20 protein-coding genes are annotated in these 17506 nt (G+C 63.0%); 7 read left to right on the top strand and 13 right to left on the bottom strand.

The genetic code is table 11. The annotated features are described in order from the left end of the window. Positions 1-6 precede the first annotated feature (6 nt). Positions 7-915 (bottom strand): DMT family transporter, encoded by a 909-nt coding sequence (locus FHW83_RS05665; protein ID WP_176645373.1) that lies wholly within the window; start codon positions 913-915, stop codon positions 7-9. Between the two features lie 335 nt (positions 916-1250). Here FHW83_RS05665 and phaP point away from each other — a divergent pair, with 335 nt between their 5' ends. Beyond that, positions 1251-1811: a phasin family protein gene (phaP, locus tag FHW83_RS05660; protein ID WP_176645372.1), complete on the top strand. Its 561-nt coding sequence runs from the start codon at positions 1251-1253 to the stop codon at positions 1809-1811. Positions 1812-2031: 220 nt separating this feature from the next. Here phaP and FHW83_RS05655 read toward each other — a convergent pair whose 3' ends face one another. The 6 genes from FHW83_RS05655 to FHW83_RS05630 form a co-directional block, all read right to left on the bottom strand. Next, positions 2032-2754, bottom strand: a complete 723-nt coding sequence (locus tag FHW83_RS05655; RefSeq protein ID WP_176645371.1) for an ABC transporter ATP-binding protein — start codon at positions 2752-2754, stop codon at positions 2032-2034. Then, positions 2754-3524: an ABC transporter ATP-binding protein gene (locus FHW83_RS05650; protein WP_176645370.1), complete on the bottom strand. Its 771-nt coding sequence runs from the start codon at positions 3522-3524 to the stop codon at positions 2754-2756. Before FHW83_RS05650 ends, FHW83_RS05655 begins: the two co-directional genes overlap by 1 nt. Positions 3525-3537: 13 nt before the next feature. Then, entirely contained in the window at positions 3538-4755 is a 1218-nt protein-coding gene (locus FHW83_RS05645) for an ABC transporter ATP-binding protein (protein ID WP_176645369.1), read from the bottom strand. A gap of 13 nt (positions 4756-4768) precedes the next feature. Next, positions 4769-5698, bottom strand: coding sequence for a branched-chain amino acid ABC transporter permease (locus FHW83_RS05640; protein WP_176645368.1), 930 nt, complete (start codon positions 5696-5698; stop codon positions 4769-4771). A gap of 220 nt (positions 5699-5918) precedes the next feature. Beyond that, entirely contained in the window at positions 5919-6884 is a 966-nt protein-coding gene (gene ispH, locus FHW83_RS05635) for a 4-hydroxy-3-methylbut-2-enyl diphosphate reductase (RefSeq protein WP_176645367.1), read from the bottom strand. Next, on the bottom strand, positions 6884-7330 hold the full coding sequence (locus FHW83_RS05630; protein ID WP_176645366.1) for a peptidylprolyl isomerase: 447 nt from the start codon (positions 7328-7330) through the stop codon (positions 6884-6886). Before FHW83_RS05630 ends, ispH begins: the two co-directional genes overlap by 1 nt. 144 nt (positions 7331-7474) lie before the next feature. Between FHW83_RS05630 and FHW83_RS05625 the strand changes: the two genes are divergently transcribed. From FHW83_RS05625 to rpmG, 4 genes are all read left to right on the top strand, one after another. After that, on the top strand, positions 7475-8662 hold the full coding sequence (locus FHW83_RS05625; RefSeq protein WP_176645365.1) for an acyltransferase family protein: 1188 nt from the start codon (positions 7475-7477) through the stop codon (positions 8660-8662). Between the two features lie 53 nt (positions 8663-8715). After that, positions 8716-9390 carry a DNA repair protein RadC gene (gene radC / locus FHW83_RS05620; protein WP_176645364.1) on the top strand — a complete coding sequence of 225 codons (675 nt, stop codon included), beginning with the start codon at positions 8716-8718 and terminating at the stop codon, positions 9388-9390. A gap of 161 nt (positions 9391-9551) precedes the next feature. Then, positions 9552-9788 carry a 50S ribosomal protein L28 gene (gene rpmB / locus FHW83_RS05615; protein WP_008451488.1) on the top strand — a complete coding sequence of 79 codons (237 nt, stop codon included), beginning with the start codon at positions 9552-9554 and terminating at the stop codon, positions 9786-9788. A gap of 12 nt (positions 9789-9800) precedes the next feature. Beyond that, positions 9801-9968: a 50S ribosomal protein L33 gene (rpmG, locus tag FHW83_RS05610; RefSeq protein ID WP_005665735.1), complete on the top strand. Its 168-nt coding sequence runs from the start codon at positions 9801-9803 to the stop codon at positions 9966-9968. Positions 9969-10020: 52 nt separating this feature from the next. On the opposite strand, the gene FHW83_RS05605 is transcribed toward rpmG, so the two are convergent. The 6 genes from FHW83_RS05605 to FHW83_RS05580 form a co-directional block, all read right to left on the bottom strand. Continuing rightward, on the bottom strand, positions 10021-10353 hold the full coding sequence (locus FHW83_RS05605) for a hypothetical protein (RefSeq protein WP_176645363.1): 333 nt from the start codon (positions 10351-10353) through the stop codon (positions 10021-10023). A gap of 200 nt (positions 10354-10553) precedes the next feature. Next, positions 10554-11750, bottom strand: a complete 1197-nt coding sequence (locus FHW83_RS05600) for a fatty acid desaturase (protein ID WP_176645362.1) — start codon at positions 11748-11750, stop codon at positions 10554-10556. A gap of 98 nt (positions 11751-11848) precedes the next feature. Continuing rightward, complete coding sequence (locus FHW83_RS05595) at positions 11849-13192, bottom strand: mechanosensitive ion channel family protein (protein ID WP_176645361.1); 1344 nt, start codon at positions 13190-13192, stop codon at positions 11849-11851. Between the two features lie 69 nt (positions 13193-13261). Continuing rightward, positions 13262-14551, bottom strand: coding sequence for an RsmB/NOP family class I SAM-dependent RNA methyltransferase (locus FHW83_RS05590; protein WP_176645360.1), 1290 nt, complete (start codon positions 14549-14551; stop codon positions 13262-13264). A gap of 21 nt (positions 14552-14572) precedes the next feature. Next, the gene (purN, locus tag FHW83_RS05585; RefSeq protein ID WP_176645359.1) at positions 14573-15184 is read right to left on the bottom strand and encodes a phosphoribosylglycinamide formyltransferase; all 612 of its coding nucleotides are present in this window, start codon (positions 15182-15184) and stop codon (positions 14573-14575) included. A gap of 106 nt (positions 15185-15290) precedes the next feature. Further along, positions 15291-15776, bottom strand: a complete 486-nt coding sequence (locus tag FHW83_RS05580; protein WP_373997171.1) for a barstar family protein — start codon at positions 15774-15776, stop codon at positions 15291-15293. A 311-nt stretch (positions 15777-16087) separates the two neighbouring features. Here FHW83_RS05580 and FHW83_RS05575 point away from each other — a divergent pair, with 311 nt between their 5' ends. Together FHW83_RS05575 and FHW83_RS05570 are read left to right on the top strand one after the other, a co-directional pair. Next, complete coding sequence (locus FHW83_RS05575) at positions 16088-16609, top strand: glycine zipper 2TM domain-containing protein (RefSeq protein ID WP_176645358.1); 522 nt, start codon at positions 16088-16090, stop codon at positions 16607-16609. A gap of 87 nt (positions 16610-16696) precedes the next feature. After that, positions 16697-17503 carry a spermidine synthase gene (locus FHW83_RS05570; RefSeq protein WP_176645357.1) on the top strand — a complete coding sequence of 269 codons (807 nt, stop codon included), beginning with the start codon at positions 16697-16699 and terminating at the stop codon, positions 17501-17503. The last annotated feature ends 3 nt before the right edge of the window (positions 17504-17506 follow it).

The following is a 17506-nucleotide window of genomic DNA, read 5'->3' as shown; positions in this document are numbered from 1 at the left end:
GTCCTCTCACTTGGGTTGCTTCACCACGAATATCACGCCGGTGACGGCCAGCACCATGCCTGCCATGCCGAGGGCGTTGAAAGCTTCGCCAAACATCAGCCACGCCATGATAGCGGTGGTTGGCGGCGTCAAATACATCAAGCTGGTGACCTGGGTGGCGTCATTTCTGCGGATCAGGGCGAACAACAGGAAGATCGCGCCGATCGACAGCCCCAGCACCGACCACAGCAATGCACCGATGAAGCGCGGCTCCCAACGCACCGCAGCAAAATCCGGGCCCAGCCCCTCGAAAATAATGGCCAGCGGCAATATCAGCACGGCGGAAGCGGCGAACTGGATCACGGTGCCGACGCGCAGGTCGAATTGCGGGCAATGATGCTTCTGATACAGGGTGCCGGCCGTGATGCTCACCAGCGCCAGCACGCACAGCAGGATCGCCGCCGGCGTCAGGCCGACCAGCTGGATCTTGGCCGCCACCACCAGCCCCACCCCGCCGATGCCGAAGAGCAGGCCCAGCCACTGGCGCGGGCGGACTTTTTCACCAATCAGGGGCGCGGCAAACGCGGTCAGGATCGGTTGCATGCCCACGATCAGTGCGGACAGGCCGGCCGGCATGCCCTGTTTGATGGCGCACCAGACGCCGATCAGGTAGCCGGCCTGCACCAGCAAGCCGGCCACGGCGATGTGACCGATCTTGCCCTGCGGCCAAGGCGCCTGCAGCAACAGCACGGCCGGCACCAGGAACACCAGCACGCCGAGGAAGCGCAGCAGCAGGAAGGTCAGCGGCGGCGCGTACGGCAAACCGAACTTGGCGACGATGAAGCCGCTGCTCCACAACAGCACGAAAAACAAGGGCAACGGCGACAAAAAAGTGGCGTGCCGGGCCATGGGAACGGCTTTGGAGGTATCGGGCATCAAGTCGACTTGTGATCTGAAAGGCAATCGGCGCCACATGCCGGCGCCGACTCGGGATGGGGGCCAGTCTAACACGGCGGCCCATTTCTCATCGGGAGGCCGCTATTTTCCTCGGCGGGAAGCAAGAATTTGGTTTTGTCAATATTTCTCCAAGACGAAGACTGGGTTCTTTGGTGCAACGCACAAAAAATCGCTTGACTTAATTTTTGAAGGCCGTAAAATCGGGTTTGTTGCGTTGCACAATTCGTTGTTCGGTCTGAAACGTAGTTAGAAGGTTTCTCACCGACGGTAGAAACAGCAGTATTTATTAATGACTATTTTTCCTGGAGAACTAAATGTTTTCGATTCCTGAGCAATTCTCGAATGCGACCAAAGCCAATTTCGAAGCCCAATTCGCTATTTTCTCGACCCTGACCAATAAAGCCTTCGAAGGCGTGGAGAAATTCGTCGATCTGAACCTGACCGCCGCCAAAGCGTCGCTGGAAGAAACCTCGAGCACCGCCAAGCAATTGCTGGCCGCTAAAGATCCACAGGAATTCTTCTCGCTGGCCACTGCCCAGGCTCAACCAAGCGCTGAAAAAACCATCGCTTATGGCCGTCACCTGGCGACCATCGCCACCAGCACCGGCGCCGAATTCAGCAAAGCCGCTGAAACCCAGATCGCTGAAACCAACCGCAAGGTTATTTCGCTGGTTGAAGAAGTGAGCAAAAACGCCCCGGCCGGCACCGAAAATGCCGTGGCCCTGTTTAAATCGGCCATCGGCAACGCCAGCGCCGGTTACGAGCAATTCACCAAGACCGCAAAACAAGCGGTTGAATCGCTGGAAACCAATCTGAATGCCGCTGTGAACCAATTCAGCGCTGCCGCCGCTAAAGCCGCTCCAGCCAAGAAATAAACAAGGACGCCGGCGCGGTAGGGCGCCGGCTCCCGTTTGAAAGGTCTCCTCGGCATCCGTGGGTTCCGCTTTTAACGGGTGTCCTTAAGAGCCTCGGTTAATCCCGAGGCTTTTTTTTATCCCCGCTCCAAGCCAGAAAACGGCTTATACGCGCCAAGTTCTGGCATGATTGCGACGATAAAAAAGCCGCGCGAAGCGGCTTTCTCATAGGAGAGCGGGCTTATTCGCCCAGGTAGGCGGCTTTGACGCGGGGATCGTCCAGCATGTCGCTGGCGTTGCCGGTCATGGTGATGTTGCCGGAGTCCATGACATAACCGCGATGGGCGGCCTGCAAGGCGAGCTTGGCGTTTTGCTCCACCAGCAAAATGGTAATGCCCTCTTTCGAGACATTGCGGATCACCTCGAAAATCTTTTCCACCATGATCGGCGATAAACCCATCGACGGCTCATCCAATAATAATAATTTTGGATGCGACATTAATGCCCGTGCCATCGCCAGCATTTGTTGTTCGCCGCCCGATAAAGTCCCCGCCAATTGCTGCGCGCGTTCTTTTAAACGCGGGAATACATCGAACCATTTCGCAATATCGGATTCAATGCCGGCTTTATCGTCGCGAGTATATGCGCCCATCATGAGATTCTCGTGTATCGTCATGCGGGTAAATACGCCGCGGCCTTCCGGCACCATCGCCAATTTCTTTTCCACTAAATGGAAGGATTTGGTGCCTTTTAAAGCCTCGCCCTGATAGGTAATCGTGCCTTCGACTTTGCAGGGTGGCAGCGTACCGGTAATGGCTTTCAGCGTGGTGGTTTTACCGGCGCCATTGGCGCCAATCAGGGCGATTAATTCACCCTTGTTTACTTCGAGGTCGATGCCCTTGACGGCTTTAATGCCGCCGTACGCGACTTTCAGTCCCGATACTTTTAGAACGTTGTCGCTCATTAATGCGATCCTCCGAGGTAGGCGTCAATCACCGCCTGATTGCTTTGTATCTCCGCCGGCAGACCTTCCGCGATCGGTTTGCCGTATTCCAGCACCATCAGGCGGTCGCACAAGCTCATCATCATCTTTACATCGTGTTCAATTAACAACACAGTCCGGCCCTGTTCTTTGATCTTGATCAATAGTTCGCGCAGGGCCAGTTTCTCGGTGGCGTTCATGCCGGCCGCCGGTTCGTCCAGCGCCAGCAGCTGCGGATCGGTGGCCAGCGCGCGGGCGATTTCCAGGCGACGCTGGTCGCCGTAGGACAGGAATTTGGCGGTGCGCTTGGCGAACTGGCCGATGCCGACGAAGTCCAGCAGCTCCTGCGCGCGGCGGCGGATGTCCGCCTCCTCCTCGCGCGCAGCCTTGTGGCGGAAAATCGCGCCAAACACGCCCTGCTTCGAGCGCACATGGCGGCCCACCATGACGTTTTCGAGCGCCGTCATCTCGCCGAACAGGCGGATGTTTTGGAAGGTGCGGGCGATGCCGGCCTTGGCCACCTCGTGCGGCGCCGACGGCGAATACGGCTTGCCGGCCAGCTCGAAGGTGCCGGTGTCCGGCTGGTACAGGCCGGTAATCACGTTGAAGAACGTCGTTTTGCCGGCGCCGTTCGGGCCGATCAGGCCATAAATCTGGCCTTTCATGATCTTGATGCCGACATCGGTCAGCGCCTGCAAACCGCCGAAGCGCTTGTTGACGCCGGCGATGTGGAGAATTACCTGTTCAGTCATTATTGTCTCTTCCTCAAGCCGCCATCACGCCGGACGATTGATTCTTGGTGTCGGAGTCGCCATCCGGGCGGTCCTCATGCTTGGGCGCGGGCCACAGGCCGGCCGGACGGTTCAGCATGATCAGCACCATGGCCAGGCCGTACAGCAGCTGGCGCAGCACTTCCGCCTCGATCAGCACGTGGCCGAACAGTTTCTCCTGCAGCGGCTCGACCACGTGGCGCAGCACTTCCGGCAGGGCCGCCAGCAGCGCGCCGCCCATGATCACGCCCGGAATGTGGCCGATGCCGCCCAGCACCACCATCGCCAGCACCGCGATCGACTCGGTCAGCGAGAACGACTCGGGCGAGACGAAGCCCTGGAACGAGCCGAACATGGCGCCGGCGATGCCGCCGAACGAGGCGCCCATCGAGAACGCCAGCAATTTCACGTTGCGGGTGTTGATGCCCATCGCCTTGGCGGCGATCTCGTCCTCGCGGATCGCCACCCAGGCGCGGCCCAGGCGCGAATGCTGCAGGCGCGAGGTGACGAACACCACCGCCACGCACAGGAACAGGAACAGGAAGTAGTAGGCGTTCACCGACGGCATGCCGTAACCGCCGATGTAGACGGTGGCGCGCGAGCCGGCCTCGCCGGCCAGGTTGACGCCGAACACCTTGATCGGGTCGATCAGGTTGATGCCCTGCGGGCCGTTGGTGAAGTTGATCGGCTCGTTCAGGTTGTTCATGAAGATGCGGATGATCTCGCCGAAGCCCAGCGTCACGATGGCCAGGTAGTCGCCGCGCAGCTTCAACGTCGGCGCGCCCAGCAAGGCGCCGAAGAAGGCGGCCAGCGCCGCCGCCAGCGGCACGATCACCCACACCGACAGGTGGATGCCGTTTTGCTGGATCTCCGGCCCCAGGATGGCGACCAGCGACTCGCCCAGCGCCGGATATTGGGAAATGATCGATTCCAGCAGGGTGGCGAACTGCGGCGAGGCCAGCAGGCCGGCCAGATAGGCGCCCACCGCGTAGAACGCGATGTAGCCCAGGTCCAACAGGCCGGCGAAGCCGACCACGATGTTCAGGCCCAGCGCCAGCATGATGTACAGCAGGGCCATGTCGGCGATGCGTACCCAGGAATTGCCGTAGTTCTGCGCGAAGAATGGGAAGGCCACCACCAGGATGGCCAGCACGGCCATGCTGGCGTAGGCCTTGCGCGGATTGCGGGTGGTGTCGAAGTTCATGATGCCCATATTGCCGCCCTCCTTACGCGCGGTCCGCCACGCGCTCGCCCATGATGCCGGACGGACGCACCGTCAGCACCAGGATCAGCACGACGAACGCGAAGATGTCCTGATAGTGGCTGCCGAGGAAGCCGCCGGTCAGGTCGCCGATGTAGCCGGCGCCCAGGCTTTCGATAATGCCCAGCACGATGCCGCCCAGCATGGCGCCGTAGATGTTGCCGATGCCGCCCAGCACCGCCGCGCAGAAGGCCTTCAGGCCGGGCAGGAAGCCCATCGAGAACTGGATCGAGGCGTAGTTGGCGCCCCACATCACGCCGGCCACCGCCGCCAGCGCCGCGCCCAGCGCGAAGGTGGCGATGATGACCTTGTTCGAATCGACGCCCATCAGGCCGGCCACGCGCGGATTCTCCGCCGTGGCACGCATGGCGCGGCCCATGCGGGTTTTCTCGACCAGCAGCACCAGGCCGGCCATCGACACCAGCGCCAGCGCCAGCAGCAGGATTTGGGTCGGGGAGATCAGCGCGCCGCCGATGGCGATAGGATCCGATGGCAGCAGTTGCGGGAAGGCCAGCGGGTTGCGGCCCCAGATCATCATGGCGAAGGTGTTCAGCAAGGTCGACACGCCGATCGCGGTGATCAGCGGCGCCAGCCGGGGCGCATTGCGCAGGCTGCGGTAGGCCACGCGCTCGATGATGACGTTGACGATCATGCAGACCGGAATCGCGCCGCCGATGGCGATCGCCAGCTTGACGTAGCTGGGCAAGTCCGGGAAATGGGTGTTGAGGATGTTGAGGATGGTGAGACCGGTCATGGCGCCGATCATCAGCACATCGCCGTGGGCGAAGTTAATCAGATTCAGCACGCCGTACACCATGGTGTAACCGAGCGCGACCAGCGCATACATGCTGCCCAGCACCAGTCCGTTAATGATTTGTTGGATAAAAGTATCCATTTATGCCTTTACCTATTGTTATGCGACCATGTAACAAAAACGGCACCCGGGTGTCCCCGTAGTGCCGCCGTTGACTGCATGCCCACTATGCAAGATTCATGCCTGATCGGTGTCTCGTTACCCGTTTAGAGCGTTGCAAATGATAGCGACAATTCCGAAAAACTAATCGTGGAATAATACCAACGGCGCTGAATTATATTCCGCGCCGTCCAAACAATAGTTAGATCGCGCCCTCGACTGGTGCAGTTTTTTGGACGCCGTCCAGGCCTTTCGGCAGCGGGAAGGTGACGTTCTCCTCCACGCCCTCCAGCGGGCGCACGCTGCGCACGCCCAACTCCTTCAGGCGGTCGATAACGGCCTGCACCAGCACTTCCGGCGCCGAGGCGCCGGCCGTCACGCCGACGCGCAGCTTGCCGTCCAGCCAGGCCGGGTCGATCTGGCTGGCGTTGTCGACCATGTAGGCCGGCGTGCCCTTCTTTTCCGCCACTTCGCGCAGGCGGTTGGAGTTCGAGCTGTTCGGGCTGCCCACCACGATCACCACCTCCACTTGCGGCGCCATGAACTTCACGGCTTCCTGGCGGTTGGTGGTGGCGTAGCAGATGTCGCCCTTCTTCGGCTCAATGATGGCCGGGAACTTGCGCTTGAGCGCCTCGATGATGTCGGCGGTGTCGTCCACCGACAGCGTGGTCTGCGACACGTAGGCCAGCTGGTCCGGCTTGGTCACCTGCAGCTTCTCGACGTCCTCGACGGTTTCGACCAGGTACATGCCCTCCTCGGTCTGCCCCATGGTGCCTTCGACTTCCGGGTGGCCGTCGTGGCCGATCATGATGATCTCGCAGCCCTGCTTGCGCATCTTGGCCACTTCCACGTGCACCTTGGTGACCAGCGGGCAGGTGGCGTCGAAGATGCTGAAGCCGCGCGCGTCGGCTTCAGCGCGCACCGCCTTGGACACGCCGTGGGCCGAGAACACCAGCGTCTGGCCGGCCGGCACCTCGTCCAGGTCCTCGATGAAGATGGCGCCCTTGGCGCGCAGGTCGGCCACCACGTAGGCGTTGTGGACGATTTCGTGACGCACGTAGATGGGGGCGCCGAATTGCTGCAGGGCGCGCTCGACGATTTCAATCGCGCGGTCGACGCCGGCGCAAAAGCCGCGCGGCTGGGCCAACAGGAGTTCTTTATCGCTCATCACAGCACCGAGATCAGTTGCACTTCAAACTTCAACGGCTGGCCGGCCAGCGGGTGATTGAAGTCGAACACGCAGGTTTCTTCGCCCAATTCACGCAAAATGCCGGCAAAACGGCCGCCGCCCGGAGCGGCGAAATCGACCAGGTCGCCAATTTTGTATTCCGCGTCCGGCGCCGAGTTCTGGTCCAGCGTGGCGCGGCTGACTTCGCGGATCAGCTCGGGATTGCGCGGGCCGATGCCGCCGCTCACCTCAAAGGTCTGGTGCGTGCCTTCCGGCAAGCCGATCAGCAACTCCTCCAGCACGGGCGCCAACTGGCCCTGGCCCATCAGCAGCGTGGCGGGCGTGGTGCCGAAGGTGGTGACGATATCCTTGCCGTCCAGCGAAGCCAGACGATAGTTCAGGGTAAGGTAGGACGACGCGGTGACGACAGGTTGCTCGTTAGACATGGGCGTAAGCTAGTGTGAACTGACAAAGGCCATATTGTAAGCCACCCAGCGCTTTGCGCTCGCCGACATCAAACAAAGGTTGACTGAAAACGTTTTCAAGCGCAGTATGGAAACGATCCCAGATTATAAAAAGGAGACTCGGCAATGCCTACCGCCTCCCCCGCCGCCGCGCCTGCAGGGCGGCCCGCGCGCGCCGGCGCCCTCCAGGCGGTGTCCACGCGCGTCATCGCCATCGACCTGCTGCGCGGCCTGGCGGTGATCGGCATGATCCTGGTGGCCTACGCCGGCGACTGGGAGCACCGCTTCGGCGTGCTCAACCATGCAGGCTGGCGCGGCTTTGCGCTGGCCGACATGATCTTCCCCTGCTTCCTGTTCTGCGTTGGCGCGGCCATGCCGTTTTCGCTGCTCGGGCGCATCGAGCGCCGGCCGGTGGCGGCCGTGATCGCCTACCTCGCCCGCCGCGGCGCCGCCCTCTTCCTGCTGGGACTGCTGCTCAACCTGCTGCCCTACTTCGACTTTGCCCAGGTGCGGGTGATGGGCATCCTGCAGCGCATCGGCATTTGCTATTTCGCGGCCGGCTTGCTGGTGCTGGCGCTCGGCCGGCGCACGGACAGCGGTTTCGTGTTGCGCCCGCTGCGCGTCTGCAGCGCGGCAGCGGTGCTGGCGGCCGGCTATGGCGCCCTGCTGCTGGGCTGGGACGCGCCCCATTGCGGTCCCGCCTGCTTTGATTCCGTGCACGCCCTGCCGGCCGTCATCGACCGCGCCGTTTTCGGCGTGCACCACATGTGGCCTTACGGCCTGAGCGACGGCGTGGTCACCTACGAGCCGGAAGGCTTGCTGTCCACGGTGGGCGCGCTGGTCAACGTGCTGGCCGGGCTGGCGGCCGGCCTCATGCTGCGCGACGACGCCGCGCGCGGCACGCTCATCAAACTGGCCGCCATCGGCGCCGCCCTGCTGCTGGCCGGCTTTGCGCTCGATCCCTGGCTGCCGCTGGTGAAGAAAATCTGGACGCCCAGCTTTGCCCTGGCCTCCGCCGGTTTTGCGCTGCTGGCGATCATCGTCCTGTGGCCGCTCCGCCGCGCCGCGCCGGTGCTGGCGTTCGGCGCCAATGCCACCCTGGCTTTCGTTGGCATCAGCCTGCTGGACTGTCTGTTGCAGCTGCCATTGCGCGCCGGCCCGCCGGCCAGCTACCACGACTACTTCGCCGGCCTGCTGGGCGGGATGCTGGCCGATGCGCGCGTCGCCTCGCTCGCCTACTCGGCGGGGCTGGTGCTGCTGCTGGGCGCCATCTTGTTGCAGCTCTACCGGAAAAACATCTTCCTCCGGCTTTGATCAGTACCCGCTCATGGCGCATGCCGATAATGGGAGCTCACAAGGAGCTCGCCATGTCCATCCACGATTGGCCGCAAGAAAAACGCCCACGGGAACGCCTGATCCGCGAAGGCGCGCAGGCGCTGTCCGACGCCGAGCTGCTGGCGATATTCCTGCGCATCGGCGTGGCCGGCAAGGATGCGGTCCAGCTGGGACAGGACATGATGCGCCATTTCGGCTCGCTGCAGCGCTTGTTCAGCGCGACGCTGCCGGAATTCGCCGCCGTCCACGGGCTGGGGCCAGCCAAGTTCGCGCAATTGCAGGCGGTGATGGAGCTGGCGCGCCGCGCGATACGGGAAGAGATGCACAACGGTTCCATGCTCAGCTCGCCGCGCGCGGTGAAGGAATACCTGCGCACCACCTTTGCCGCCAAGTCCTTCGAGTCCTTCCATGTGCTGTTCCTCGACGTCAAGAACCGCCTGATCGACGCCAAGGAAATGTTTCGCGGCACCCTCACCCACACCTCGGTCTACCCGCGCGAGGTGGTCAAGGAGGCGCTGGCGCGCAACGCCGCCAGCGTGATGCTGGCCCACAACCACCCGTCCGGCACGCCCGAGCCGAGCGAGTCCGACCTGCTGCTGACGCGCGCGCTGATGCAGGCGCTGGCGCTGGTCGATATCCGCATCCTCGACCACTTTGTGGTCGCCGGGCATCAAATCCACTCGTTTGCCGAGCATGGACAACTCTAGGTTTACCCCTATGCGCTCAAGGGTTTACGAGCGGATTCACAATTGTTAAATTTTTCCACGTTATCGAGACACAATTGTTTTTCGTAAGTGATTGAAAAACCTGATTTTTTTGGATATACTCTTGTTTTTCCAATTTTGGAATGTCTTTTAAGGAGTGCGTTATGGCACGTGTTTGCCAAGTTACTGGGAAGAAGCCGATGGTCGGCAACAACGTTTCCCACGCAAACAACAAAACCAAACGTCGTTTCCTGCCTAACCTGCAGAACCGTCGTATTTTTGTTGAATCTGAAAACCGCTGGGTCTCCCTGCGTCTGTCCAACGCTGGTCTGCGTGTAATCGACAAGGTCGGCATCGATGCCGTTCTGGCCGACATGCGCGCCCGTGGCGAAAAAGTCTAATAGGGAGCTATCATGGCAAAAACTGGCCGCGACAAAATCAAGCTGGAATCGACCGCAGGCACGGGTCACTTCTACACCACCACCAAAAACAAGCGCACCATGCCTGCGAAAATGGAGATCACCAAGTTCGATCCCAAAGCACGCAAGCACGTGATCTACAAAGAAACCAAGATCAAGTAATCCGGTCTTCGCTTCTGTGAAAAAGCCACTCATCGAGTGGCTTTTTTTTATGCTAGCGCGTGGTGTTGGTCTTGCCGTCCGGCGGCGGCGTGACTGGCCGGTCGGTGGCGTTGGGGTTGCCGCCGGTCGCGGTGCTGGTGCCGGCACCGGCGTTGCCTGCGGCGCCGTCCGTGGTGGTGCCCGGCGCCGCCGCGGCCGGGGTGTCGGAGCTGGCGCCGGTGTTGCCGCGCTCACCGCCCGGCGCCGCCGCCGAGCCGCCGCTGGCGCCCGACTCGCTGTTGCCCGCGCCGCTGGGCGTGCCGTTGACACTGTTGTCCTTGCATGCGCCCAGCGCCAGCATCAGCAGGCCGCCCGCCAGGATGGTCCGATAGCTTGATCGCATCATGTCCTCCCTTTCTCCATTGAGCATGCAGTGTAGCGAGGCGCCCGGCCCGCCCATATAGGCGGGCGCCATCCGGGCTTGTAGGAAAATGGGCTGCTGGACTTGGTCAAAGGTGATCAAGGCGGATACGCCACTTGCGGCGATCCGGCAACAAGCTCCCCAATGCCCACCTCACAAAAAAAATGGCCCCGAAGGGCCATTTCTTATGCGTAGCTGCGCAGTCGCAGCGAGAAGTCTTGCAGGGACTTGATGCCCGACGCTTCCGCGCGGTTGCACCAGTCTTGCAGCTTGTGCAGCAGCTGGTCGCGCGTGAAGTGCGAACGCTCCCAGATCACGCCCAGCTCCACGCGCATATTGTGCATGGTTTCCAGCGCCTTGCTGTGCTGGAACAGTTCCGACAGCTGCTGCTGTTGCGGCGCCTCCAGCTTGCCCGGCTCGCGCTGCAGCAGCTTGCGCGACGATTTCAGGAAGCGCGCCTCCAGCTGGGCCTTGTCCTTCAGGTGCTCCAGCTCTTCCTTCCAGGCGCTCTTGATCGACTTGGCGTACTTGGCCATCACGTCGTAGCGGTTGGCGATCACCGATTGCAGGGTGTCGAAGTCGGCCTCCAGCTTGTCCTTGGCGAACTTCGGCTCCGGCGCCAGCTTCTTCACCTTGGCCAGGCCCAGCATCTCCAGCGTGCGGATGTAGCCCCAGCCGATGTCGAACTCATACCACTTGGACGACAGCTTGGCCGAGGTGGCGAAGGTGTGGTGGTTGTTGTGCAGCTCCTCGCCGCCGATCAGCAGACCCAGCGGGATGATGTTGGTGGCCGCGTCGGCGCAGTCGTAGTTGCGGTAGCCCCAGTAGTGGCCGATGCCGTTGATGATGCCGGCGGCGGTCACCGGGATCCACAGCATTTGCACGGCCCACACGGTGATGCCGATCACGCCGAACAGCAGGAAGTTGATCACCAGCAGCGACGACACGCCCAGCGCGCTGTAGCGGGTGTAGACGTTGCGCTCCATCCAGTCGTCCGGCGTGCCGTGGCCGTACTTCTCCATGGTTTCCTTGTTCTTGGCCTCGGCGCGGTACAGCTCGGCGCCCTCCCAGAACACTTTCTTGATGCCGCGCGTGACCGGGCTGTGCGGATCCTCCTCGGTGTCGCACTTGGCGTGGTGCTTGCGGTGGATCGAGGCCCATTCCTTGGTCACCTGGCCGGTGGTCAGCCACAGCCAGAAGCGGAAGAAGTGGCTGACGACGGGATGCAGGTCCAGCGCGCGGTGCGCCTGGCAGCGGTGCAGGTATATCGTCACGCCGGCGATGGTGATATGGGTCACCACCAGGGTGTAAAAGAACACTTCCCAGCCCGTGAAGCGGGTGATGCCGTTCGACAGGAAATCCAATACTGCATATAAACTCATTACTACTCCAACCAAGATTGAAATTTTTACAGGCGTACGCCGCCCGCCGTGCCCCGCTTTTGGACGATATTGTACGACGGTTTTCTGTGAATCACTGATTATTCCGAAGGCACGGTCGTGCTTTCCTGTGGTGCCAGGGGCGCGGGCACGGGGCCGAGGATGCGCATTTCGCGTTGCGGGAATGGAACAGAGATGTTGTTTTCCTTGAGCGCGCGCCAGATCGCGCGGTTGACGTCCGAGGTCACGCCGCCGCGGCCGTTCTCCGGATCGTCGATCCAGAAGTTGACCGTCAGGTCCAGGCCATCGGCGCCAAACGCGGTCAGGTTGACCGACGGCGCCGGCTCCTTCAGCACCCGCTCCACGGTCTGGGCGGCCTCGCCCAGCAGCCGGATCACGAAGTCGACGTCGGTGTCGTACGCCACCGACACCTTGGTCGACAGGTTGACCCGGCTGTTGGTCAGCGAGGAGTTCTGCACCGCGCCCGACACCAGCATCTCGTTCGGCACGATGGATTCCATGCCGTCCAGGCTTTGCAGCACGGTGTAGCGGGTGTTGATCTGGGTCACGCGGCCACTGTATTTGTCGACCGTGATCATGTCGCCGATGGTCAGCGAGCGGTCCAGCAGGATCACGAAGCCCGACACGTAGTTGCTGGCGATCTTCTGCAAGCCCAGGCCGAGGCCGACGCCGAGCGCGCCGCCAAACACCGACAGCACCGTCAGGTCGATCCCCACCAGCGACAAGCTCATCAGCACCGCCACCAGGATCAGCACCGCGCGCGCCGTGCGCGACAGCACCACGCGCAGGTTGGTGTGCATGCCGCCCTGCATTTTCATCAGCCATTCTTCGAGCGCGGCGCCGGCCCACAGCGCCAGCATCAGCAGCACGATCACCGAGGCGCTGGCCTGCAGGATATCGGCGATCGACACCTTGTACTTGCCGATCGGCAGCTTGGTGCCCTCCATCACGTCGAACACGTCGACCCACATGCCGGTCACGTACAGCACGAAGGCCAGCCACACCAGCAGCTGGAACACCTTCTCGAACGCCAGCATGCCGGGGCTGATGGTGCGGCCGTTGCGCGCGAACACGCGGCGGATCAGGTAGAAGGTGAAGCGGATCACCACCAGCGAGCCGAAGATCGGCTGCGCCACGTCGAGCCAGTTGACGTGGAAGTGGTAGCGCAGCAGCACCAGCCGCGCGAGCGCCAGCAGGCCCACCACCATCAGCGGCGCCATCACGCGGCCGAAGCTCTCGACGCCGAACCCCAGCACCCCGCCCTGCGCCTCCTGGCGGCCGAAGCGCTTCTTCAGCACCCGCGCCAGCCCGAAGCCGAGCGCGGCGCACAGCGCGATGGCGCCGATCTGCCACAGGATGCGCGGGTCGCCAAGGTCGCCGGTGAGGTCTTCGATCAGGTTGAGCAGGGGTTGTTGTTGCGCCATCGTGACAGGGATTGGTTGTTGAGGTGTGTAGCTTAACGTAAAACAGGCCGGGATCGCCGGCCTGTAGGTTTACTCGTCGTCCGCTTCCGGGGCCTTCTTCGGCATCGGCTTGCGCTCGAACACGGCGGCGAAGAAGCCGTCGGTCTGGTGCCGGTGCGGCAACAGCTTCAGGTAGTCGCCCATCTCGAGGTCGATCTTCTGCTCGGCCAGCGCCTTGCTCGCCGGCACCAGCTCGAAGTCCGGATGGGTTTCCAGGAACTGGCGCGCGATGAAGTCGTTCTCGTCGTCCAGCACCGAGCAGGTGGCGTACACCAGGCGGCCGCCGCCCTTGACCAGGCGCGCGGCGCCGTCCAGGATGGCGGCCTGCTTGGCCTGCAGCTCGGCGATGGCGTCCGGCTGCTGGCGCCACTTGACGTCCGGGTTGCGGCGCAGCGTGCCCAGGCCCGAGCACGGGGCGTCGACCAGCACGCGGTCGATCTTGCCGGCCAGGCGCTTGATCTTGGCGTCGCGCTCGTGCGCGATCACCACCGGATGCACGTTCGACAGGCCGGAGCGCGCCAGCCGCGGCTTGAGCTTGGTCAGGCGCTTTTCCGACACGTCGAACGCGTACAGGCGGCCGGTGTTGCGCATGGCCGCGCCCAGCGACAGCGTCTTGCCGCCGGCGCCGGCGCAGAAGTCCACCACCATCTCGCCGCGCTTGGCCGCGACCAGCGCCGACAGGATCTGGCTGCCCTCGTCCTGCACCTCGATGTGGCCGTCCTTGAACAGCGGCAGGTTCTGCAGCTGCGGCTTGGTCTGGATGCGCAGGCCCTGCGGCGCGAACGGCGTCGGCTCGGCCTTGATCGGCGCCTCGGCCAGCTTGGCGATCACCTCGTCGCGGTTGGCCTTGAGCGTGTTGACGCGCAGGTCCAGCGGCGCCGGGCGGTTCATGCCGTCGGCCAGCGCCAGCGTCTCCTGCTCGCCCATCTGCGCCACCAGCTTGTCGAACAGCCACTTCGGCATGTTCGAGCGGCTCGACTTGTGCATCAGGCCGCGATCGATCTCGAGGATGCGCGTGACCCACGCCGCCTCGTCCTCGCTGACCCCGCCCAGCGACGCCAGGCCGACGGCGTCGGCCATGCCCAGCAGGGTCAGGCGGCGCATGGTGGCGCCGCCGCCGGCCTCCGAGAAGTCGGTGTAGAAGTTCTTGTTGCGCAGCACGTTGTACACGGCTTCGGCGATGGCGCCGCGCTCGCGGCCGCCCAGGCGCGGGTGGTCCTTGAAGTAGCGCGACAGGGTGGTGTCGGCCGGCGCGGCAAAGCGTAAAATCTCGCGCAACACTTCTTCGGCGTTGGCGAGTATCGCTGGAGGCAATCTCATGGAATTCCTTGGTTAATTTTGTTACTGACTGTGGTCCACCTGGACCGCGCCGCGCGTCAGCCGCAGCCGGTCCTCGACGAACCAGCGCACCGCGCGCGGATAAATCACGTGTTCCTGTTCCAGCACGCGCGCCGACAGGGTCTCGACCGTGTCGTCCGGCAGCACCGGCACGGCGGCCTGCAGCACCAGCGGCCCGTGATCGAGTTCGGCCGTGACGAAATGCACCGTGGCGCCATGTTCGCGCACGCCGGCCGCCAGCGCCTGCGCGTGGGTCGCCAGGCCCGGGAACAGCGGCAACAGCGACGGATGGATGTTGAGCATGCGGCCGGCGTAATGCGCGACGAACGGCTCGGTCAGGATGCGCATGAAGCCGGCCAGCACCACCAGGTCGGGCGCGTAACCGTCGATCACCGCCCGCAGCGCGGCGTCGAACTCGGCGCGGCTGGCGTAATCCTTGTTGGCCACCACGGCGGTGGCGATGCCGTGGCGGGCCGCGAAGGCCAGTCCCGGGGCGTCCGCGCGGTTGCTGATCACGGCGGCGACGCGCGCCGGCCAGCCCTCGCGCGCGAGGGCGTGCACGATGGCTTCCATATTGCTGCCGCGGCCGGAAATCAGGATGACGATGTTTTTCATAACCCGGCATTGTACCTTGTCCACAGGCACAGGGCCACCGAAGAATTGTTGCGATGCAGCAGACGGCGCGCCGCCTGCCCAGGCGCGGGCAGGCGGCGGCGCGGGCTTACTCGAAGGAGTAAAACACCCGGAATGGCACTTTCTTGTCGGCCCAGTAATCGGCAGCGTCGCGGAAGACGTCCAGCAGGGTTTCCCTTGCCTCCTTGTCAAATTTCTGGGTGTTCGGCAACTGCTCCAGCACGATCAGGAACCCGGTTTGCGCGCCGGCCTGGTACATGGTCTCGGTCAGGGTGGTGCGCAGCCCGTCGAAGTTCTTGCCTACTCCCTTGGGAAACTGGAACGATTCCGAAATGATGCCCAGCACCTGCTGCTTGGTCGCGCCGGCGATGCAGTGCGCGTACAGGAAGTGCTGTCCCAGACGGGCGGCCTCCTCCTGCAGCTCGGCCACGCGGAAGGCGCGGATCGACTGCACGAGGTTGGGCGGCACGCTGGCCAGCAAGCTCTCGTTTCCCTCAATTTGACCTGGTATGTACGGAGTGTCCACTTTATTACTGTCGGGAGTGCCTAACTTGTGTATTAAAGAGTAAATAATTTGAGCACCTGTCCACTAAACATGGCCAGCAGGTCGGCGCCGGCCATTAATCCCATACGCATATTAGGGTAACGTGTTGTTCCTCCCAGATCAACACGTATGTGATGTCTAACGCAATATTTGTTAAAAACAGAAGTTTTTTGCCGGTTTTAGCGGTGGAATCGGCACAATTCGCCCTTGCCCCCTTGTTACAATTTGTTGCCACAGATACCGCCCGGCCACTAGTCGGGGCTTGCGCGCGGGATTACCATACGTTTCATGCAATATCAGAATCCCCCTGATAGACACCCTGAACCAAAACGAGGTATCACATGAATCTGCAAGCCAAACTGATCGCGTCGGCCCTGTGCCTGAGCGCCATGCCCTTTGCCCATGCCCAAGCCGCCGATTTCGAGGACTTCGGCCGCGTGGTGCGCGTCACCCCGCAAGTCGAACAGATCAACCGTCCGCGCCAGGAATGCCGCACCGAGTACGTGCAGGTGCAGCAGCCGGCGCCCGAGCGCAGCGTGGGCGGCGCCATCATCGGCGGCCTGGTCGGCGGCCTGGCCGGCAACCAGGTGGGCGGCGGCTCCGGCCGCTCGGTGGCCACCGCCGCCGGCGCCATCGCCGGCGCGCTGGTGGGCGACCGCGTCGACAACGCCAACACCCCGAGCAGCGGCCCGGTGTCGCAGCAGGCCGTCAAGCAGTGCCGCACGGTCGACCACTGGGAGTCGCGCACCTCGGGCTACGAGGTGACCTACGACTACCGCGGCCGCAACTACACCAGCGTCATGTCCTACGACCCGGGCGAGCGCGTGCGCCTGCGCGTGGTGGTGGAACCGATGCAGCGCTGAGCCCTGCCCGCCCCTCCCTTCAATGCCGGCCTTGCGCCGGCATTGTCGTTTTCAGATAATGCCGTGTCACCTCCAGCGGCCCGCCCCATGTTAATTAAACGCAAATCCATCGAAAAAGAAGAATCCTCGCGCCCCGCCAGCAAGCCGGACACGGCGCCCGCCAAGGCCCGCAAACCGAAATACGCGCCAGTGACCTTGTCCGAGCAGGACGGCGTGCGCTACCTGCACTTCGGCACCGAATGGGTGCAGGGCGCCATGCGCATCCGCAAGCCCAACTGGCCGGAGCTCGAATACGCCCAGCAGATGATGGCGTGGATGCTGTGGCTGGAACAGCCGCGCCGCATCGCCCAGCTGGGCCTGGGCACGGCCGCGCTGACCAAGTTCTGCCACGCCACCTTCCCCGACGCGCAGGTCACGGCGGTCGAACTGAACCCCTCGGTGATCGCCATCTGCGAAACCATGTTCAAGCTGCCGCCCAACGATGACCGCCTGCGCGTGCTGGAGATGGACGCGCAGGACTACGTCAACGACCCGGCCAACGCCAACACGCTGGACGCGCTGCAGGTCGACCTGTACGACGCCACCGCGCGCGGCCCGGTGCTCGACACGCCGGAATTCTACCGCTCGTGCAACGCCTGCCTGACCGAGGACGGCGTGATGACGGTCAACCTGTTTGGCGACCACCCGAGCTACGCGCGCAACCTGAAGGCCATGAAGTTCGCGTTTGCGCAGGTGATTTGCCTGCCGCGGGTACATGATGGTAACGTGGTCGCGATTGCCTTCAAGCGCCAGCGCGCGCTCGATCCGGCGGCGCTGGCGGCGCGCGCCGCCCAGATCGCGGCCGACACCAAGCTGCCGGCCAAATCCTGGGTCAAGGGCATAACCACGCAATAGAAA

Source organism: Duganella sp. SG902 (assembly GCF_013376005.1).
Classification (GTDB): Bacteria; Pseudomonadota; Gammaproteobacteria; order Burkholderiales; family Burkholderiaceae_D; genus Rugamonas.
This window is presented reverse-complemented; position numbering and strand designations above follow the sequence as displayed.